This is a genomic window from Agrobacterium genomosp. 2 str. CFBP 5494 (genome assembly GCF_900013495.1).
GTDB classification, from domain to species: domain Bacteria; phylum Pseudomonadota; class Alphaproteobacteria; order Rhizobiales; family Rhizobiaceae; genus Agrobacterium; species Agrobacterium pusense.
The window spans coordinates 81695-100273 of sequence record NZ_LT009722.1; the positions used below are offsets into that span (position 1 = coordinate 81695).

Below are 18579 nucleotides of genomic sequence, written 5' to 3' on the forward strand. Positions count from 1 at the left end.
AACGCGAGAGGAAAGTTGATGGCTAGAAAACATCTTCTCTCGGAGCTCAAGGCTTCATTGACTTCGACGGACCACACGGGTGAGTCAACCTCTACAGTCGCGGCTCCGCCCCATTACGCCCCAAGGGGTGCAATCGGGGCGGTATCTCGTTCGATTGAGGCTCTGAAGTCTCAGGGTTTGACCGAGATCGATCCTGATTTGATCGATGCGCCGGCCGTTACGGATCGGCTCGACGAAGATGACGATCAATTCGAAGAGTTTGCTCGCAACATTCGTGAGAACGGGCAGCAGGTTCCAATTCTTGTCCGCCCTCATCCGACGATAGAGGGCCGTTATCAGATTGCATATGGCCGCCGCCGCTTGCGCGCAGTCAAGGCGGCAGGCGTCAAGATCACAGCCGCGATCAGGTCTCTGACGGACGACGAGCTTGTCCTGGCTCAGGGTCAGGAAAACAGCGCACGCCAAGATCTCTCCTTCATCGAGCGGGCACTTTATGCCGCGCAGCTTGAGGCAAATGGATATCAGCGCTCCGTTATCATGGCCGCGCTTGCAGTTGATAAGAGCAACCTGTCGCGGCTTATCCAAGCGGCGACCCAGTTGCCAGCCGACGTCATTCGCCTCATCGGTGCCGCTCCGAAAACAGGGCGTGATCGCTGGTACGAATTGTCCTCACGACTGAGCGCAGATGGAGCACTTGAAACGGCGCGTGCACTGCTTTCTGACAAAGCAATCATGTCCATGGCCTCGGACGAACGTTTTGCCCGTATTTTTGATGCGGTGGCGCCGAAGAAAACGAAAAGCGCTAAGTTTAAAACGGAAGTCTGGCAGGCCGACGATGGCGTCAAGGCTGCCAGCTTCAGACAGGATAAAAAGACACTGACCCTGATGATCGACAAGAAGGCGGCGCCGGAATTCGGCGAGTACCTGATGTCGGCCCTGCCCGAAATCTATGCATCGTTCAAAAAGACGAGGCAGTAGATGAAGCGAAACAAAGAAAGGTATCCGTAGCGCAAAGAAAAAGCCCTCCGAAACGGTGTTCCAGAAGGCCTCTCTCAGTTTGGTCGCTTAGAGAATCGCACTTCCTGGAATCACAGTCAAGAGTCAACGTCGATCCGGCGTAGCCTTTTCTTTGCCTTGTGAAAGGTGAAGGACATGGAAACTGGTTATTTAACGACGCCCTTTGGGCGGCGGCCGATGACGCTTGCCCTGGTGCGGCGTCAACAGGCAACTGAACAGGCCCCGGCGGAAGCCTCGGTGGATAAGTGGCGTGTCTTTCGGGACGTCGGGGACGCTCGTTCTAGGCTCGGCATTCATGATCGCGCGCTCGCTGTTTTGAACGCTCTCTTGTCGTTCTTTCCAGCCACCGAATTAAGCGCCGATCGCAGCCTCGTCGTTTTTCCATCCAACGCCCAGCTCTCCGCGCGCGCAAACGGCATAGCCGGAACCACATTGCGTAAATGCCTTTTGGCCTTGGTCGAGGCGGGCATCATCATCCGCAAGGACAGCCCGAATGGAAAGCGATATGCTCGCAAAGACGATGAGGGCAGAATTGAAGATGCCTATGGGTTTAACCTTGCCCCTCTTGTAAGCCGCGCCGCTGAATTCGCTGCGCTGGCCCAGGAGGTTGCGGCCGAGCAGCGCCGCTACCGCTTAGTGAAAGATCGGCTGACGATCGTGCGGCGAGATGTTCGAAAGCTTATCACCGTCGGCTTAACGGAAGGCGTTGCTGGCGACTGGCATGCTGCGGAAGACGCCTTTATCAACATCGTAGGGCGGTTTAAGAGGAGGCCAACGCTTGGCGACCTGGAATCGAGCCTCGACGAAATGACGCTTCTGCACGAGGAAGTGTCCAGGATGTTGGAAACACGAGAAGAATCCAAAAAAACCGATGGCAATGACATCGCATCTGGTTGCCACATACAGAATTCAAATACCGACTCTATCCATGAACTTGAACCTCGCTTCGAAAAGAAGCCGGGGGAAAGACCTGAGCCAAACAGCCGGCCTAAGCTGAAAGACGAGCCGCAGACCTTCCCGTTGTCGATGGTTCTGAGGGCATGCCCCGAAATTGGGAACTTCGGCCCCGGAGGATCGATCGGGAATTGGCGGGAGTTGATGGCCGCGGCCGTAACTGCTCGTTCGACGCTCGGCGTCAGTCCGTCGGCATATGAGGAGGCCTGCGAAGTCATGGGGCAAGCGGCGGCAGCGATTGCTATCGCCTGCATTTATGAACGTGCAGGACATATAAACTCGGCCGGCGGTTATCTCCGAGACTTGACGTCGAAGGCGCGGCGAGGGGAATTTTCGCTTGGCCCGATGCTGTTTGCGCTGCTAAGGGCGAACAACCAGTCCTTGAGAGCGACATCATAACGCCGCGGGGGACTAATCCGTTGATTATAAACCATTAAATGCGATAGATTGTGAAAGTTTCCGGCTGACAACTTTTCGATCCTTGGTCAAGATGCATCGCAACAGCTTAAGGCCGAACCGGAGAATTTAACGAGGGCACTCCATGTGGCGAGCAAAGCGTAAACTCTTGAGCGTGAAACAGGTCAGTGCACACCGGCCGACGTCTTCGCGATTGATCATGGGCCGGGAGCCTGGAAGCATGGAGTTGTCGTTTACGCCAGCAGAACTGTATGGGGCGATGGCCCAATGCTCGAGTCGGCGCCGAATGGACCAGCAAGCAGCGCGAGCTCATGTAGCATTTTGCAGGCATCTGATCGCTCGCCACGTTGATGAAAAAGGGGAACGCTTCGCACTTCTGGACTCATCTCGAGATCTGAAAGACTATGTCAGGAAGGCAATGACGGGGCTGGTGGGAGACGGCATCGCTTATCTTCATATGGCCCGCGACGGATATCGATGGGTCGATCATTTTGAAAGCCATGTGGTGCACGGAAAGAAGCCGACAGCTCGATCTCCCGATTTCATTTTCAGCCGCAGCAATGATTTCTTTGTGGCACTGGCCGAATCCAAGGCAACAAAGGGTACCTCGAAGAAGGCGTTCAATGAACGCGTTGAGGACGGTTACAAAAATCAGGTTGAGCCTTATCTAGGTCGCAAGATCGGCAGCTGGATTGCCTCTCACGGCTTTTCTGTCGGAAGCTGGATGACACCGGTAAAAGGGGCAGAAATCTTCGTCCACCATACGGATGCAGCCGATCCGACAACTGTCGAAGGGTCAGCTGCCGAAGAGCGATCTGATCCCACCGGAGTGCGGTTCGGAAGCTACTGCGGCGTGCTAACCCTTCTTTTCGGACCGGAAGTTGGAGAGGCTGCGCGCGCGCGTGCGTGGCGTCCGTCCGAGCAGAGTTTTTCGACTGTTGTCTGGCTCGACCGCACCTGGATCCTTGGTGAAGAAATTGCGCCGGAATCTTTCGTGGTTGGCAAGGATGGAAGGGTCGCGTTTAAACAAACAACGTTCCGCTGGTTCAATGGCCTGGCAATTGACCTGGAGATCGCAAAGCGCGTGTTCGCCTACATCGAAGCGGAAGCGCCCGAAGCACATTCTCTGGAGAACCTTCCTGAATTCGGTGATGATATCGTTGAAGCGGCCAAGCAGGCTGGCGGGGCAATTTTCCCGGACGGTTTTGCGGTCCTGGGGAATGAAAAGGATCTTGCGGAATTCAGGCCAGGTTCCGTCGCTCCAAGACAGGCTGCTGAAATCGTGAGAGCTGGCGATATTAGAATAGCGACATCAAACACTGAGCTGCTCTCTTATCAAGGCGCGGGATACGAACAGAAAGCTTTAGAGGAGCCAGTTCGAAACGCGGGTCTTCTACCTCGAGATTGAGAGCTCACAATGTCGAGCGACCAGCCATCTTTTTGCATTCGTGTCAGCCAGCAGGAAAGAGCGCGCCAGGTGTTAGGAGGTTTGCCCGTATGAACGACTGGCAGACCCGGCCAATCTTGATCATCTGTCCAATATCCTGGGGCAAAGTAGGATAGATTTCGCATATTTCCTCTTCAGGGTCGTGGAGAAAAACTGGAACGAATATGCCGAGCTGCTCCCGCCTTCGATGCAGCTCTTGCATCGTTCCATACTCCTGAGCCCTTAACGCTGTAGAGATCTGCCTGTCGTATTCCTCAAGAGCTGCTGCTGCCTCAGAGTCATAAGCTGCTGGAGGAACATACAACGGCATGCGGTGTGCCGCGGGGTTTCTCCGTTTCTTTACATCTTCTTCCCAGGTAGAAAACGGAGATAATGTGGTGGCAAGGTGTTGTAGTTTCGGATCTGCAGCGAAGGCAGGCTTGAAAAGACTGATGGAGAGTGGTCTTGCGGCTTGCGTGCCGGCACTGCCTGCCTGATGGACAATCGTCCACGCATAGTTATCGAGTAGGCCGAGAATGTTGATGTAGATCGCGTTGAGGTCGCGGCACGCTTCGTCAGACTGTTCGAGTGTTAGTGGGGCAGCACGATCGGGCATTATGATACTTTGGAAGCTGCGAAATGAAGCTATCAGCATCCTGAGGCGCCGCAGTACGCCAAACCGCATGAAATATTCTGCAGTCTTTGAGAGCCCGCCTCCCTCGACCAATACGGCCGCGTCTCCCAAAAGCTGGTTCAGTGCGTTGTTTACACCATAGATGTGGTTCTCCTTCGCCTGATTATCGAAGTACCGGTCGTTGAGAGCATTCGCGCCCCGGACGAAGAGCCTTTCGGCCTGTGCCGCGTGAACAGCAAATTCTACCTCACGGACTCCGAATTCGTCGTCGAAGGTCATTCTGCAATCCTCATGCTCGTGCTGATGACGTGACGAATGGCGAGTGCGGGAGAGAATGTCAACGCAATGACTTTGAGCGAGGGCATGGTTTTGTTCAGGCTACTTGCGCCAATCCTGTCCGTGCTCCAGAGCGAACCTGCAAGAGTATCAACGAATTAATTCTGCAGGCACGGCTACTGACTGTCTTTGCCGGAACGAAATCATCGATCACGTCCTCCGGACGACCGTGCACTCAACCTTTGTAATTGCTTAAGCCCGAGCCTACCCATAGCCCCGCGCGACGAACGCGGCCCGGGGTCGGGATCAGGCGTAAGCTGAACCGCCCCCTCGCCCGTTTCTCAAAGAAGCGGATTATGCAAATTTCCGGTAACGTATTGAAATAAAGAGATAAATAGCCACGAGTAAGAAAAGTTTCCGGCTGGCAACTTTTTGCACACCGAAATAGCGCTGGCTGAGGGGTGTCGAGTAACCGGGTCTTGGCGCATTGATTGATGACATCTTTCAAACCTTCACCTGTGAGGATACCGTTGTCGAGTTGGACTTGGTCCCGATCGAGCCGTCCAAAAGCGATCGCAAATGACGTTTCTGCCGTAGCCCGCCGGCGTGGCCGATCAATAGCGACGATATCGGCAGCCATTACCGCTTCGTTCTCCATTGGCGGGACTGGCGAAGCTTCAGAAGAGTGAAGACAGACCGGCGCTCGATGGTCGACTCGGAATTGGCCTTTGCGCGCTTCGCTCGGCCGTGCCGGAGGCACATGCGGTAATGTAGAGGCCGGTGGTGTGTGGGTTGGATGGGGAGGGGAGATGCCCCGGAGCGACGGCACCACGCGTCCAAATGGTACCACTCGCTGGAGAAAGCTTTGCGGGTGGCGGCGGAACTCGCTGCCTCGATATAGGTGCGGGCCCGATCCGTGCGGTTGAAACTGCGGAGGTAGACCGGGAACTAGCGCCGCCGGTGGCGAGGCGGGGAAGTGGGTTTACCGCGTCGATCGTTGTCGAGATGAGCACCGCTTCGCATCACGCCGCCTTGATATCGGTTTGCGAAAAGTCGTTGCCCATAAAGAGCAAGACTTAGGGATGCCGGGTGGCGGCCCTTGCCGTAGGTCAGCCAGGCCTGCGTCGCCAGAGCGACGAGATCGGCATCGACAGGAACATGTGTGAACGTTCTGAGGCCGTGTTTTTGCCCGAGCGAAGACTTGGGACGCGATATCCCTGACGTTTGTTACAGAGGCGGCAAGCGTCGTTTGACGGATGTTCCCTTTATGACGGCCGTGCTCGTGACGGCGTGTTCCGAGAGCGCTTCGAGAACATCGTCCATCTGCTCGATCGTATGAACGACGAGACGGGCCAAGAAGGGATCATCACCGGTGATCTTGTCGCATTCGACAACTTCCGGGCGCTCCTGAATGAGCCGTTCAACAAAGTGGAGCTTGCCGGGCAGCGGCCTGATCCTCACCATTGCCCTGATCTGGTACCCGATGGCGCGCGTGTCGACATCGACCGTAAAGCCGTTGATGACGCCAGCGGCCTCAAGGCGGCGAACGCGTTCCGATACGCTCGGCGCGGACATACCCACAAGGCGGGAAAGCTCGCTCATCGACAAGCGGGCATCGGAATCGAGTGCGGAGAGAATCCGCGCGTCGGTCGCGTCCAGCGTCGACTTTCCAATATGAAGGTTTTCAGGTGTCTTTGCTTTCGACATGGTAGTTAATTTACCGAAACAGCTTTCAAAGTTCCATATAAAATAGCCAAACCGCATTGCATGATTGCTCCAACAGGAGAAAACCATGCTGCTCGGGATCATCGCCGGCCTCACCACTTGCGCCCTATGGGGACTGACTTTCATCGCCCCGCGCGCCATCGGGCCGTTCACGGCTTGGGATTTGACGATTGCGCGCTATGGCATCTTCGGTCTGGCCTGCCTGCTGTTGATGGCCGATCGACGCTTCCGGCCCACTGGTATTGCGCCATCGCGGCTTTTGATCGGGCTGCTACTCGGCGGCGCCGGATACGTCGGGTACTTCATCAGTGCGGCCTTTGCAGTCCAACTCGCCGGGGCAGCCGTTCCGCCTGTCATCATTGGCACCATGCCGGTGTTCCTGGCGATTATCGCCAATATCCGAGACCGCTGCGCACCATGGAAGGCTCTCGCGCCGCCCTTGGCGCTAATTGCTATCGGCGTGGCAAGTGTGAACGTCGCGACGATAGGCGCGGCCGACGTTGCGGATACAGGGTCAATTTTGCTCGGTGCTCTCGCCAGTTCCGCGGCGTTGGCGATCTGGATCGCCTACGGTCTGGTGAATGCGGGGGTCATGCGGTCAACGGACGCACCGGACGGTCTGCAATGGACGGGATTGCAAGGCATCGGGGCGGCGGTCGGGAGTCTCCTCCTATTGCCACTGGTTTCGTTCGATCTCGGAAATACGGCATCCACAGCGGAAACCTTCCGGTTCATCGCATGGGCGTTGGTGATGGGGCTGGCCGGCTCGTGGTTTGCGACGTGGTGCTGGGTGATCGCGTCCCGCCGCCTGCCGCTGGCTCTCGCTGCCCAGCTTATCGTTGCCGAAACGGTCTTTGGCCTCGCCTACGGCTTTGCGTTCGAGGGGCGCTTCCCAACGCTAGCCGAAGCAATCGGGGTAGCCATGCAGTTCCTCGGCGTCTGTTCCGCAATCGCTGTTTTCAGCAAGCCGCGCACTTCGCTCGGTCTATCGCAAAACTCAGTCGTGCGGGGCTGACTCTTGCGCCTGCTATCTGCGATAGAAATTTCCTTGGGAATTCAGAGCTGGCGATCTTGCTGCAAGTATTAGGATTTTTGCGGCTCTTCGAATGTCTTTTTGAGCCAGATGCAAGCATGGCCAGGAGGAAGGCCCTCGATCCGCCCGAATTCTTCGTAGCCGTTTTTGCGATAGAAGTTGGGGGCTTGAAAGCTGAATGTATCGACGTAAGAACCGATGCAACCCCGTGCCTGCGCTGCCATCTCCGCTCGGCCTAGGAGCTGTATCCCTACATGTTGCCCTCTTGCCGCCGGAGACAACCATAACCAGTCAATAAAGAGCCAAGAGTAAAATGTGCGTCCCTTCAGGCCTCCTTGAACGCCTCCATTGCCGTCGCGCGCGATAACCCACAAATCTTCTGCGTTATCCGGGCCCACCTTTTCCGCGTTGAAGATGTCCAAACCCTCGTCGATTAAGCGTTGCACATCGTCACTTGGAAGGCGTTCTATTTCGACACGAATTGCCAATATTGTTTCCATTCCTATCGCGAAATTCTCGAGACCTGCGACAGCACCTTATCCGAGGCCGCGGGCTTCGGCGACCATCCAGCTACAGAACTGCGCACTGCTCTCGGTTCTGACCGGTGATCCAATTTCAACCGGCTCATATCCAGACGGGGCCACCAACGCGCCGGATCGTGTTTCCCTGGCCGTGAGGATCGGCGGCACGAGCACCATACCAAGACCGGCGACACAAGCATGAAGAGCTGCCTCGTCCGTGAAAAATCAGGATTTCGACGACAGCTATCTCGTCTGCGGTTGGAAAGTGAGCAATGAAGCAACCCCAAGGTTCGGTCAATTGTTGGGTGCCTCAACGCTGAGCAGTGAACGCACCAACGCGGCCTGACTACGCACGCCAGTTTTGTCAAAAATACGCTGGAGTTGAGTGCGTAGCGTATTAGTGCTGACTCTCAGGCGTTCGGCGGCGGCCGCCAGATCGTGTCCATCGACGATGAGACGGGCGAGCCTGATCTGCGCCGGCGACAAACCATAGATTTCCTGCGCCTGGTCAATCCGGCGCGCGATCGTCTGCGCATCATCGAATGATACTAGCGCCTTGCCATCTTCAAGATGGACCCAGCAGTGCATCGGCACCCCCGCCGCATCCTCGCCAAGGATCACCGGCCAAGCCTGCTTCGGCGATAAGGTTAGTCGTGTCTGCCCCTGCAACTCACGAAAAGCCAAGCGGACAGCTTCACGGAGCACGGAGGCGTGTTCGCTTCGCTTGGCGCGGAGTCGACCAGCAGCGATGGCGAGCCCCTGATGGCCCTGTATCCGCTCCTGCGCCAGACGGTTCGTCCACAGAATGCGCATATCTGCGTCAACCTCGATCATCGGGAAGTTCGCCTGCTTGATGGTACTTTCCATCATCACCACGCAACTGATCTTCCAGACCCCATCGATCCTGTGCAGAATTTTTAGCTCGCGTTTAAGGTCATCGCCGCCGTCGATCCCGATTTGGTCGTAAGTGACCCACGCCATGCTCTCAGCAACGATGACGTTGATCTTGTCCCACCGAACATGCTCCGAAAAAGCGCGCCTCTGCGGGAAACGCTCCACGATCGTCTTAAGTCGAGCGGCAATTACGTCCCAGCCTTCATCGACCCGCACCCCAAGTGAGGCGTAATATTCCATTCGCCGCGTCTGCGGCGACTGTACCCAGTGGTTCGCCAATGTTTCGAAGTCCCGCTGCAACCATGCCTCGGTCTCGCTGCGGAGCACTGCCAGGATCGCGTCTTTTTCAGCCTCGCGTTCGTCCATCCATGATCTCCGCAAAATGCCAGGCATTTGCATAGCACGGTCGGAACCATATTCCACGGGGCCGCTCAGGGCAGGGTGATGCCAAGGATCGCGATCATGGCGGCTGCCGTGGCGATCGACCCAAGCAGCCCTGCTTTGAAGCGCAGGCCCGTGTGGTTTGAGTAATAGCGATCCTCGCCCAAAGCAATCATGCACGCTGGTCGAGTCTCGGCTCGAATGTGTGTGATGGCGAGACTGTAGATGTCCACGATTTCTCTCCTGTCCCGGTGCTTCATCCACGCAGCTTCGCATGGAGGGGCACCCCGACTTGTCATGCGAACGCACGACAGCGGGACAGGTTTGCAAAGGAAAATGGAGTCGACCGATTATGTCCGTCAGGCATCACATCGCATGTCTTTCAGCGTTAGTGAAAATCCCCAGCGCTTCGATTTTGCGTCTGACTTCTGCGACGGCGCAGAAACCTGGTTTTTGCAACAGGTAGCGAATGATGTTCCATTCCCGATATCAGAGCCCTGCTGCTTTGGTGAGATTCACTCGAAATCGGTCCCGTCGCCGCTGGTACCGTCGCGTCATCTCGGCGGAAGTGTGGCCCAGATGTTTTTGGATGTAGCGCTCATCGATCTCGGCGGATGAGGCGAGTCCCGCCCGTAGTGAGTGGCCCGAAAATTTGAAAGCCCGCTCGATCTCGCTAAGATCGCCGCGAACGCCGGCGGCCATTGCAGCGCGTTTCACCAGCCTCGCCACTTCCTTGTCATTCAGCCGGTCAGGCCCAACAGCTTTGCCTTGCCCCGTCACACGGCGGAAGAGGGGACCATGCGCAAGCCTGGTGAACCTGATCCACGTCTCGACGGCAAGGACAGGGCAGGTGGCGTCGGACGAACCGCGGCCGATCTCGACCTCGCGCCAGCCGGTCTTGCCGCGCAGGGTGACGAGCATGCCCTTGTCGAGGATCTCGATCCAACCGCGCCCGTCTTCCGTCTGATCTGCTTTGAGATCAAGGCCGACGATCTCCGAGCGGCGCAGACCGCCGGCATACCCGATCAGCAGCATGGCACGATCGCGCAGGCCGCGGAGCGATCCGCGGTCGAGTGTTTCCACCATCGCAATGATATCCTCTGCGAGCACGGCTTCCTTCTGCACCGGCGGCCGCGCATGACTGTTGCGGATGCCGGCCATCACGGTGGAGATCGTACGATCCTTGCGATCAAGGGTCAGCCCGCGTTGCGTATAGTTCCACGAAAGCGAGGAGAGGCGGCGTTCGATCGTCGAAACGGAGTTTGGCTTCGCGCCTCGTTCAGCAGTTCCGGAGGCGCACGCCGTGATATACAGGCCAACGGTCTGTGGATGTGGGGGGAGGGGTGCCAGGTTGGACCGCCGGCACCAGGCAGCATAATGCTTCCAGTCGGAAGCGTAGGCTTTGCGAGTGTTGGCGGAACTCGCCGCCTCGACATAATCGCGCGCGCGATCGGCGAGGGCCTCGAGATGCGCTGGCAGGCGGGGAGTGGCCAAGCCCGAGAGAGGGGAGGGGGTAGGCTCTTCCGGCATCTTGCCCATCGCGATCACGAGATCGACGATATCGGGCAGGTCGGCGTCACCAAGCGCTGCGGGTTCGGCCGACAGCGACGCCCCCGTAATATCATTCGAAGCCGCCGTCCTGTCAGACGTCGCTGGGCTCTCCTCGACGTGGATATTGGCATTTTGCTCGATGATTTGCGCCATTTCTCTATAATGACATGAACGTCCGATAATGCAAGATTATCGGACGTTTTTATGTGACGACGGGCACGGCGGTTTATATAGTTCTGTGTTGTCAAAAGCGCCGTTTGAAGTTAGCGTGTGACATGGCTTCACGACCCCGTACCTTACCCGATTTGCCACCGACCTTCCCACCCGTGCCGGACTGGGCGCGCGCCGCCGGCGCCCGCCAAGCCGCCGGAGACGCCGAGCTTTTCGCCGGTGCTGCGCTTGGCAGCATTCACCAGATCGCCCGTGGCCACCATCCCCTGGGCCAGCTTTGGCGCCAGCGTCTGGCGCTTCAATCGGCGGAAGCGGTCGTCCGCCTGCAGGGCCGCACGGAAGATGCGGCGGCGCTGCGCGATCATCTCTACCTGACCCGGCCCGGCGACGATCCCGGTCCCGCCGGCCGGATCCTGCAGGCCTGGCGGGCGCTGGGACGGGGATCGTCACTTGGGCCAGTATCACTCAACGCCGAATGGCTGGTGATCTTCGCCGATCTGTTGTCGCTCACTATCGACGCACCGGCGCAGGAGGCCATCGACAATGCCCTGGCGGCGAGCGTCGGAACCAGGAACCCGATCGAGGCGGCGAGCGCGACGGTCGCAACCAGCCTGACTCTGCGTCCTGACAGCCGCCCGCTGGCGCTCTGGCTCGCCGATGCGGTACTTGCCCGGCGTCTGAACTGGCCAGTTCCCGTGCCGCTGCTGGCCGCGCATCTGAAGCGGGATGACTTGCGTTTCGCCGGCGGTCCGCGTGCCGATCCGCAACGGTGGCAGACCGCCTGTGCCTTTGCCTACGGGCGAGGGGCGACAGCGGCTTTCGATCTCTACGCTGATCTGGCACGGCGCGCGCACCGACTGCTGGCCCTGGCACCGCAATTGCGCAGCAAGGATGCCGACGCCATGGTGGCGATCCTGATCAGCGAAGATGCACAGGCAGCTCAGACCGGCCGGACAGTAAGCGACCGCTCGAGCCGGCGCCTGTTCGAGCGGCTGGTTGCACTCGGAGGCGTGCGCGAACTGACGGGACGTCCGACGTTCCGGCTTTATGGATTGTAACCCACACCACCTTGGATAAGGGAGGGAACTGCGATGAAGAAACAATATGCCAATCGAGGAACAGCTCAGTCCAAGCACCTGGATCGCACGGGCATGACATGGCCGGACTTCGTCGACCGGATTGCTCAACGATGGTCGCGATCTTCAGGCCGGGAGCGGTTGGAACTTCTCGGGTTTATAGTCTGCGCTGCATTGATAACCCAGCCCTCGAGTGTCGCTGACTTCAGCCGGGCATTAGCCTGTGGCAGTGAGACGGTCTCGACTTTCGTTTCGCAGGACGCTGGCGATCTATCGCCGCAACGGCTGCAGAGCGGGACGGAACTCTCGTCTCCGTTTGCCAGGCAACACGCTTTGGCGCTCGCTCGACACCCGCAGCAGATCCGGTCCGTCAATTATCAACCGAGCGCGGAAGAACAACGAATGGGCGCTTGCATTCCAGACTGGGTATTATGAGTCGAACCAAACGCCAGGAGCCGCTTCTTGACGCGGAGCTTTCCGACCTGCCACCTGAACTGCGTTGGCGCGAATGGATGGGGCGTGTCGAGGCGCTGATCTTTGCGACGGCAGAACCCGTGACCCGCGAGACACTCGCTGTGCTCGTCGGGCGCGACTGCAGTATCGATCTTTTGATTGATGACATCCGCGATGAACTGCGCGACCGGCCCTACGATCTGGTATCGGTCGCTGGCGGCTGGCAGCACCGCACGCGTCCCAGGTTCGCAGCCGCGATCCGAAGCTTTACGGGGGTCGAACCTATGGGGCGGTCGCTGTCGCAGGGCGATCTTCTGGTGCTATCGATCATTGCCTATCATCAGCCGATCACCCGCGGCGAAATCTCCACGATGACCGGCAAGGAAGTCAGCCGCGATACGATCGCTCATCTGCGCTCGCTGGAGCTTGTGGCGTCGGGGCCTAGAAGTCCGCAACCGGGCGCGCCCTACACCTTGGTGACCACGAAGACGTTCCTGTCCCAGTTCGGGCTTCAGAGCCTGCACGACCTGCCGGACAGGGAGGCGCTTGAGGATGCGGGTCTCCTCAGTAAGGAGAAGCTGATTGCTGGCGATATTCCAATCGCAATCAGCGAGGAACCGGACGATGGCGAACGCGGGCTCGAGATTGATCTGCAATCAGATGTGCCCGACTGAAGGCGGTGGAGAAGGTATCGACGTAGCCAGCTACTAAGATCCAACGGACTGCGTCAAGCGTCCTATTCTTAAGGGTCTCCACCGAAGGCGACCATGAGAACGACGGCAGGCATGATACAGGACATTTTACCTATAAAGCAGTCGGCGGTGCGTTCGCATGTGGATTTGTCGCAAAAATCGATATTCTGCAACGGCGCAAAACCCAGTAGCAAAAATCAAACTTTAATTGGGACTTTTGCGAATCCCTACATCTTGAAAGCTTCGGCCAGAAGCCGCGTTCCCCTGTCGGCTTCCTGTACTGAAAGTCCGGAGAAGCCGAACATCAATCGCGACGTATCAGACGACGTGACGTTCATCCGGGAAAGCGGCATAACGACCACGCCCTTGCTCAAGGCGGCCTGTGAGATGGCGGTATCGCTCGTCCATGTGCCTGTGCTGCGAGCCGTCAGGTTAATTCCCTGGTCTGGTATTGCGACGTCGAGATACTCGTTGACGCGATCCTTCAGCAGTTCGGCAAGCAGATCGCGAGAAGCGCGGAGCCGCTCCCTCAACCGCCGCAGATGCGCAGGAAAATATCCCTCGTTCAGAAAATCGGCGACGACACGTCGCTGGAATGTCGGTGGGCAGCGATCGAGCGCTGGCCGGGTTGCTCTGAACACCGGCACAATCTCGACCGGAACGACGAGGTAACCGAGGCGCAGGCTCTGCAGTAGCGCCTTGCTGAACGTGCCCGTGTATAGGACACGATTGGCCTGATCGAGCCCTTGTAGCGATGCGATCGGATGCCCCTCGTAACGAAACTCGCTATCGTAATCGTCTTCGACGATCCAGCAGTCGTTCTCGCGCGCATAGGCAAGAAGCTCCAGCCGACGCGGCAGGGAAAGAACGGAGCCGACCGGAAAGTGGTTTGAGGGTGTAAGGTAAAACAGCGCCGGCGGCTCCAGTTGGTTGTCCGATAGGCTTTCGGTCATGATGCCATCGCGATCTACCGGCAAACCGATGTTTTTCGCGCCATTGAGCGCGAGACATTGTCGGGCGGGTGGGTAGCAAGGGTCTTCGACAATGACGGTATCGCCGGGCGAAGCCAGAATGCGAAAGGCGAGATCGAGGGCCTGCTGCGTTCCAGCGGTAATGAACAACTGCTCGTCCGTGCACCGTACACCGCGCGACACAGCCAGATGCGCAACGATCGCGGCCCGCAAGTCTGGTTCCCCTTGGATGTCCCCATAGTGTTGATTGCCACTGAGAACTGACCCGGCGGCTGCGACGGGTCAGTTCTCAGTGGCAATCAACAATCTGACAATAGTGCTGGCAGATGTTTTTGAATTCGCAAGTTATCCTTCTCGATTGATAATATGAGCGAGACGAACGAGATCACTTACGCGTTAAAATTGAAAAATACCTTAGACCTTTCTCGATTTATCAATGTTCTAGCCCTTCCGGAACTTAAGAAGTTCGGATTCATCGTTTTCCTAGGAAAATCTGCACACGTAACGTTTGTGACAGTTTCATGACACAACGAGGCGAGGCACTCAAATGATCCGGCATGATATTATTCTTGAGGACACGACGTTGCGCGACGGGGAACAGGCCCCAGGCGTAGCCTTCTCCAAAGAAACCAAACTCAAAATTCTCGACAAGCTTATCGAGGCGGGAGTTGGCTGGGTCGAACCCGGCATCCCGGCAATGGGCGGGGAAGAGCTCGCTACCCTGCACGAGATGCTGGAGCGGAAGAATGAGGTGCGGCTCATCGGTTGGAACCGTGGCATCATGGAAGATGTTGCCGCCACGATCGACATGGGATTCGACGCCGTCCACATCGGGCTGCCGACATCCAGTGTCCACCTGAAGGGCAGCATTGGCAAAGATCGCTCCTGGTTACTCCAACGTGCTGCTGAAATCATCAAATACTGCAAGGATCGCGATGTTTTCGTCTCGATCAGCGCAGAAGATATCGGCAGGACCGAAATCTCGTTCCTGCAGGAATATGCTGGCGCTTTGGCGGAATCCGGGGCAGATCGGCTTCGTCTTTCCGATACCATTGGCATCTTGTCGCCGGAGGAATATGGAAGGCGTGTGGAAGCCGTCGGCCGCGTTTCCTCGATCGACACGCAATGCCACTGCCACAATGACTTCGGCTTGGCTGTAGCCAATACCCTGGCTGGACTGAACGCCGGCGCACGCTATTTCCATGTTTGCGTGAATGCAATGGGCGAGCGTGCCGGCATGCCCGATTTGGCGCAAATGGCTTTGGCGCTCAAGCACCTGTACGGCCGCGACCTGGGAATCCGGACCAAGCACCTCAAGGAACTGGCCGAGATCGTCGCCGAAGCAAGCCATCAGCCTCTGCCCGCTTGGCAGCCAGTGGTCGGCGACAACGTGTTCGCTCATGAATCTGGAATTCACGTTAATGGCATGTTGAAAGATACCAGCACGTTTGAACCTTTTACTCCGGAAGAGGTCGGCAATGTGCGGCGGTACGTAATCGGCAAGCACTCGGGCCGGGCCACGCTTCGCAGTGTGCTCGAGAACCATGGGATCGCCGTCGACGAGGACAAGTTGGCGGAGTGCCTCACCCAGGTGCGCGCCGTCGCGATCCGTCAAGGCGCGGCACTTACTCCGGACCAGTTCTGCGATCTCTATAAGGAGCATAGCTATTCCGTGGAGGCGGCCCAATGAACAGCCCCACGCTCGTCGAGCAAATCATTGCCGGTCACGCCAAGCGCGACTTCGTCAGCCCCGGGGAGCTAGTGACGGCGAGCGTGGACCGGGTTTACCTTCAGGACGGCAATTCCCCGACCATCGCCGGGCTCTTTGCAGAGCACGGCTTTTCGGAAGTCTTCGATCGCGAGCGCATCGGGATCTTCTTTGATCATTCGGTTATCGCCCCTGACAAACATATCGCGGCACGTTTGCGCGAAGCCGAACGTCTGGCCGAGCGCTTGGGCGTTCGGGTGTTCCGCGCTGGTGAAGGCATCAGTCATGTCGTCGCGCTAGAAGAGGGCTGGTACGAGCCTGGCACCATCGTCGTCGGTTCGGATTCTCACACCTGTACAGGTGGCGCAACGCAGTGCTTAGCATTGGGGATGGGGGCATCAGACTGCACAGCGGCGATGGTGACCGGAGAGACTTGGCTACGTGTCCCGGAAACCGTCTGGATAAACGTCCTCGGTCGTCCGGGCTCGGCTGCCCGCGCGCGTGACGTTGCACTTTTTGCCTTGGCGGAAAACACCCAGCTTCCATTTCTGTACAAGGCGGTTGAATGGACCGGGGAGTGGTTCAGCGAGCTAGGTCTCGACTCATGCGCCAGCGTTGCGAACCTCGGTGTGGAAATGGGCGCCAAATGCACGTTCCTTCCGCCGGGTGTTGGACGCCCGAGCAACATGCAGCCCATCAACCTGCCGGCCGCCGATGATCCCCGTGTCATCAGTTTGAACATCGACGGTTTGCCCCCGATGATATCGAAGCCGCATTCACCAGGTAACGCTGTGCCGATCAGCGAATGCGAGGGCCTGCAAATCAACTATGTCTTTATAGGCACCTGTACGAACGGGAGACTTGAAGACATTGCAGAAGCGGCTGAGGTGCTTGGTGGCGCCAAGGTTCGGGCGGGCGTTCAATGTCTTGTCACTCCAGGCTCACAGCGCGTTTATCTCGAAGCGATGGAGCTCGGATATATCACCAAACTCGTGCGAGCAGGCGCAATCATTTCGCCTCCGGGATGCAGTGCGTGTCTCGGGACCCAAGGCAGCATCCCCGCGTCTGGCGACCGCGTCCTTTCCACCATGAACCGGAATTTCCTAGGGCGGATGGGGAATCCGGAGGCGGAAATCTATCTGGCCTCCCCTCTCGTCGCGGCTCACACCGCTATCCGCGGCGAGCTGCCCAAGCTTTCGGAGTTGACCTCATGACTGTACTTACCCTTTTGCGCGTCCGGAAGATCGACCGCGTCATTTCGACGGACGACATCATTCCCGGCCGATACAAACATATGTTCACCGACACAAACGAGCTTGCCAAGCATGTGTTCGAGAACATTTTTCCTGGGCTGGCCGCAACTTTCCGGCCAAGGGATGTCATTTGCAGCAGCACAACCTTTGGGATCGGTAGCTCTCGAGAGCAGGCGGTCAGTTCCCTTTTCGCCGCCGGCATCAACGCGGTGATTGCACCCAGCTTTGGCCGCATCTTCTTTCGGAACGCCTGGAATCTCGGACTGATAGCGATCGAAGTTGCTGACCTGCAGGTTTCGGAGGGCGACGTTATCTCTGTCGACCTCCATTCCGGCCAGGTCGCGGGCGCCGTCCGTCCCGCAAACTTCTCACCGCCGCCAGCCCGCATGCTTGAAATGATCAACGCTGGCGGCCTCTTGCCATTGATTGCAACGCGTTTTGCTGCGCAAGGAAGAATTCAGCTCGGAGGTTAACAGAAATGACGATAGGAAATCGAATCCTGCCAGAGAAGCGGCGGGCCAAGCTTCAACAGCTCCTGTCTGCGGGCGCATTGGTGCGGGCAATCGAGGCGCACAGTGGAATCTCCGCCCTCATATCTAGCGAAACGTCGGGGGTCGGAAATGGCCACGAAGGCCGCCGCTTCGACGCGCTCTGGCTCTCCAGTCTGACCAGTTCTGCGGCCCGCGCGCTGCCGGACATGGAGCTCTATGCGCTGGAGCGCCGGCTGGAGCTGGTGGACGAAATTTTGAGTGCGACCTCCAAGCCGTTGATTGTCGACGGCGATACAGGCGGGGATCCCACTGCGTTCGAGTATCTCTGCGCTCGCCTTGAATCCGCGGGTGTCAGTGCCGTCGTCATTGAAGACAAGCAGCACCCCAAACGCAACAGCCTCTCTTTGAGTTCAACCCACGTTCTCGAGGATCCCGTCACGTTCGGCCAAAAGATCTATCGCGGGCGCGAGGCTCTTCTGTCCGAAGATTTCCGGATATTTGCCCGTTTGGAGAGCTTGATCGCCGGCGAAACGGTCGAGGACGCTCTGCGGCGCGCACGAGTCTACCTGGAACACGGCGCCCACGGTGTCATGATTCATTCGAAGGAACGCGGGCCTACCAGCGTCTTTGAGTTCCTGGATCGCTTCCGCGGTGAGGGTTTTACCCAGCCGGTGATCTGCGTACCCACGACCTACAACAATGTGCGGGCGCAGGATCTTCATGCACGAGGCGCGAGTATCGTTATTCACGCAAACCATCTTTTGCGCGCCTCCCACTTCGCCATGCGTCAGATCTGCATGTCTTTGCTCGAAAACGACAGATCAATGGAAGCCGACAATATCATCACCCCCGTCGCGGAAATCTTCCGAGAAGTTGGTTACGACGCCGCGCTGGCCAGAGACGCCGCCAGGGACAGCGCAAGCTGACGAACGCGC

At 57.9% G+C, this 18579-nt stretch carries 18 protein-coding genes and 3 pseudogenes; 11 read left to right on the top strand and 10 right to left on the bottom strand.

Annotated features, from left to right (window positions below):
* Positions 1 to 18 precede the first annotated feature (18 nt).
* From repB to AGR2A_RS28345, 3 genes are all read left to right on the top strand, one after another.
* A complete protein-coding gene (repB, locus tag AGR2A_RS28335) occupies positions 19 to 978 on the top strand; it encodes a plasmid partitioning protein RepB (protein ID WP_080823899.1) in 960 nt (319 codons plus the stop codon).
* 174 nt (positions 979 to 1152) lie between these two features.
* Entirely contained in the window at positions 1153 to 2370 is a 1218-nt protein-coding gene (repC, locus tag AGR2A_RS28340; protein ID WP_080823900.1) for a plasmid replication protein RepC, read from the top strand.
* A 304-nt stretch (positions 2371 to 2674) separates the two neighbouring features.
* Positions 2675 to 3796 carry a hypothetical protein gene (locus AGR2A_RS28345; protein ID WP_234882109.1) on the top strand — a complete coding sequence of 374 codons (1122 nt, stop codon included), beginning with the start codon at positions 2675 to 2677 and terminating at the stop codon, positions 3794 to 3796.
* A gap of 43 nt (positions 3797 to 3839) precedes the next feature.
* Here AGR2A_RS28345 and AGR2A_RS28350 read toward each other — a convergent pair whose 3' ends face one another.
* The 5 genes and pseudogenes from AGR2A_RS28350 to AGR2A_RS28365 all read right to left on the bottom strand — a co-directional run bounded on the left by AGR2A_RS28350 (position 3840) and on the right by AGR2A_RS28365 (position 6431).
* Entirely contained in the window at positions 3840 to 4727 is an 888-nt protein-coding gene (locus tag AGR2A_RS28350) for a hypothetical protein (protein ID WP_080823902.1), read from the bottom strand.
* 232 nt (positions 4728 to 4959) lie between these two features.
* Positions 4960 to 5364, bottom strand: coding sequence for a hypothetical protein (locus AGR2A_RS28355; RefSeq protein WP_094513383.1), 405 nt, complete (start codon positions 5362 to 5364; stop codon positions 4960 to 4962).
* Positions 5365 to 5420: 56 nt separating this feature from the next.
* Positions 5421 to 5642 (bottom strand): annotated as a pseudogene (locus tag AGR2A_RS30295) (integrase); the annotation flags it as partial.
* Positions 5643 to 5746: 104 nt separating this feature from the next.
* Positions 5747 to 5882: pseudogene (locus AGR2A_RS30300) on the bottom strand (type II toxin-antitoxin system VapC family toxin); the annotation flags it as partial.
* A 69-nt stretch (positions 5883 to 5951) separates the two neighbouring features.
* On the bottom strand, positions 5952 to 6431 hold the full coding sequence (locus AGR2A_RS28365) for an Lrp/AsnC family transcriptional regulator (protein WP_080823904.1): 480 nt from the start codon (positions 6429 to 6431) through the stop codon (positions 5952 to 5954).
* Positions 6432 to 6516: 85 nt separating this feature from the next.
* On the opposite strand from AGR2A_RS28365, the gene AGR2A_RS28370 reads away from it, so the two are divergent.
* A complete protein-coding gene (locus tag AGR2A_RS28370; RefSeq protein WP_080823905.1) occupies positions 6517 to 7464 on the top strand; it encodes a DMT family transporter in 948 nt (315 codons plus the stop codon).
* Between the two features lie 68 nt (positions 7465 to 7532).
* On the opposite strand, the gene AGR2A_RS28375 is transcribed toward AGR2A_RS28370, so the two are convergent.
* The 4 genes from AGR2A_RS28375 to AGR2A_RS28390 all read right to left on the bottom strand — a co-directional run bounded on the left by AGR2A_RS28375 (position 7533) and on the right by AGR2A_RS28390 (position 10982).
* Positions 7533 to 7970: a GNAT family N-acetyltransferase gene (locus AGR2A_RS28375; protein WP_234825410.1), complete on the bottom strand. Its 438-nt coding sequence runs from the start codon at positions 7968 to 7970 to the stop codon at positions 7533 to 7535.
* 327 nt (positions 7971 to 8297) lie between these two features.
* Complete coding sequence (locus tag AGR2A_RS28380; protein ID WP_169692224.1) at positions 8298 to 9263, bottom strand: helix-turn-helix transcriptional regulator; 966 nt, start codon at positions 9261 to 9263, stop codon at positions 8298 to 8300.
* A 65-nt stretch (positions 9264 to 9328) separates the two neighbouring features.
* A complete protein-coding gene (locus AGR2A_RS28385) occupies positions 9329 to 9511 on the bottom strand; it encodes a hypothetical protein (RefSeq protein WP_136883662.1) in 183 nt (60 codons plus the stop codon).
* Between the two features lie 256 nt (positions 9512 to 9767).
* Positions 9768 to 10982 carry a site-specific integrase gene (locus tag AGR2A_RS28390; protein ID WP_080823908.1) on the bottom strand — a complete coding sequence of 405 codons (1215 nt, stop codon included), beginning with the start codon at positions 10980 to 10982 and terminating at the stop codon, positions 9768 to 9770.
* A gap of 122 nt (positions 10983 to 11104) precedes the next feature.
* Between AGR2A_RS28390 and AGR2A_RS28395 the strand changes: the two genes are divergently transcribed.
* From AGR2A_RS28395 to scpB, 3 genes are read left to right on the top strand one after another with little or no spacing between them, the layout of a single operon-like run.
* Positions 11105 to 12058: a DUF1403 family protein gene (locus tag AGR2A_RS28395; RefSeq protein ID WP_080823909.1), complete on the top strand. Its 954-nt coding sequence runs from the start codon at positions 11105 to 11107 to the stop codon at positions 12056 to 12058.
* A gap of 33 nt (positions 12059 to 12091) precedes the next feature.
* Positions 12092 to 12511, top strand: a complete 420-nt coding sequence (locus AGR2A_RS28400; protein ID WP_080823910.1) for a hypothetical protein — start codon at positions 12092 to 12094, stop codon at positions 12509 to 12511.
* Positions 12508 to 13203, top strand: coding sequence for an SMC-Scp complex subunit ScpB (scpB, locus tag AGR2A_RS28405; RefSeq protein WP_080823911.1), 696 nt, complete (start codon positions 12508 to 12510; stop codon positions 13201 to 13203). The genes AGR2A_RS28400 and scpB overlap by 4 nt, the downstream gene beginning before the upstream one ends.
* A gap of 245 nt (positions 13204 to 13448) precedes the next feature.
* On the opposite strand, the pseudogene AGR2A_RS28410 reads toward scpB, so the two are convergent.
* A pseudogene (locus AGR2A_RS28410) lies at positions 13449 to 14432 on the bottom strand (PLP-dependent aminotransferase family protein); the annotation flags it as partial.
* Between the two features lie 307 nt (positions 14433 to 14739).
* Between AGR2A_RS28410 and AGR2A_RS28415 the strand changes: the two are divergent.
* The 4 genes from AGR2A_RS28415 to AGR2A_RS28430 are packed head-to-tail and all read left to right on the top strand — an operon-like array spanning position 14740 to position 18570.
* Positions 14740 to 15882, top strand: coding sequence for a homocitrate synthase/isopropylmalate synthase family protein (locus AGR2A_RS28415; protein ID WP_080823913.1), 1143 nt, complete (start codon positions 14740 to 14742; stop codon positions 15880 to 15882).
* Positions 15879 to 17114, top strand: coding sequence for a 3-isopropylmalate dehydratase large subunit (locus AGR2A_RS28420; RefSeq protein WP_080823914.1), 1236 nt, complete (start codon positions 15879 to 15881; stop codon positions 17112 to 17114). The genes AGR2A_RS28415 and AGR2A_RS28420 overlap by 4 nt, the downstream gene beginning before the upstream one ends.
* Positions 17111 to 17626 (top strand): hypothetical protein, encoded by a 516-nt coding sequence (locus tag AGR2A_RS28425; protein ID WP_080823915.1) that lies wholly within the window; start codon positions 17111 to 17113, stop codon positions 17624 to 17626. The genes AGR2A_RS28420 and AGR2A_RS28425 overlap by 4 nt, the downstream gene beginning before the upstream one ends.
* A 5-nt stretch (positions 17627 to 17631) precedes the next feature.
* On the top strand, positions 17632 to 18570 hold the full coding sequence (locus tag AGR2A_RS28430) for an isocitrate lyase/phosphoenolpyruvate mutase family protein (protein WP_080823916.1): 939 nt from the start codon (positions 17632 to 17634) through the stop codon (positions 18568 to 18570).
* Positions 18571 to 18579: the final 9 nt, after the last annotated feature.

Coding starts and splice junctions, on each gene's coding strand:
- repB (WP_080823899.1), top strand. CDS start 19: ATGGCTAGAAAACATCTTCTCTCGGAGCTCAAGGCTTCATTGACTTCG.
- repC (WP_080823900.1), top strand. CDS start 1,153: ATGGAAACTGGTTATTTAACGACGCCCTTTGGGCGGCGGCCGATGACG.
- AGR2A_RS28345 (WP_234882109.1), top strand. CDS start 2,675: ATGGACCAGCAAGCAGCGCGAGCTCATGTAGCATTTTGCAGGCATCTG.
- AGR2A_RS28350 (WP_080823902.1), bottom strand. CDS start 4,727: ATGACCTTCGACGACGAATTCGGAGTCCGTGAGGTAGAATTTGCTGTT.
- AGR2A_RS28355 (WP_094513383.1), bottom strand. CDS start 5,364: ATGGCTGCCGATATCGTCGCTATTGATCGGCCACGCCGGCGGGCTACG.
- AGR2A_RS28365 (WP_080823904.1), bottom strand. CDS start 6,431: ATGTCGAAAGCAAAGACACCTGAAAACCTTCATATTGGAAAGTCGACG.
- AGR2A_RS28370 (WP_080823905.1), top strand. CDS start 6,517: ATGCTGCTCGGGATCATCGCCGGCCTCACCACTTGCGCCCTATGGGGA.
- AGR2A_RS28380 (WP_169692224.1), bottom strand. CDS start 9,263: ATGGACGAACGCGAGGCTGAAAAAGACGCGATCCTGGCAGTGCTCCGC.
- AGR2A_RS28390 (WP_080823908.1), bottom strand. CDS start 10,982: ATGGCGCAAATCATCGAGCAAAATGCCAATATCCACGTCGAGGAGAGC.
- AGR2A_RS28395 (WP_080823909.1), top strand. CDS start 11,105: ATGGCTTCACGACCCCGTACCTTACCCGATTTGCCACCGACCTTCCCA.
- AGR2A_RS28400 (WP_080823910.1), top strand. CDS start 12,092: ATGAAGAAACAATATGCCAATCGAGGAACAGCTCAGTCCAAGCACCTG.
- scpB (WP_080823911.1), top strand. CDS start 12,508: ATGAGTCGAACCAAACGCCAGGAGCCGCTTCTTGACGCGGAGCTTTCC.
- AGR2A_RS28415 (WP_080823913.1), top strand. CDS start 14,740: ATGATCCGGCATGATATTATTCTTGAGGACACGACGTTGCGCGACGGG.
- AGR2A_RS28420 (WP_080823914.1), top strand. CDS start 15,879: ATGAACAGCCCCACGCTCGTCGAGCAAATCATTGCCGGTCACGCCAAG.
- AGR2A_RS28425 (WP_080823915.1), top strand. CDS start 17,111: ATGACTGTACTTACCCTTTTGCGCGTCCGGAAGATCGACCGCGTCATT.
- AGR2A_RS28430 (WP_080823916.1), top strand. CDS start 17,632: ATGACGATAGGAAATCGAATCCTGCCAGAGAAGCGGCGGGCCAAGCTT.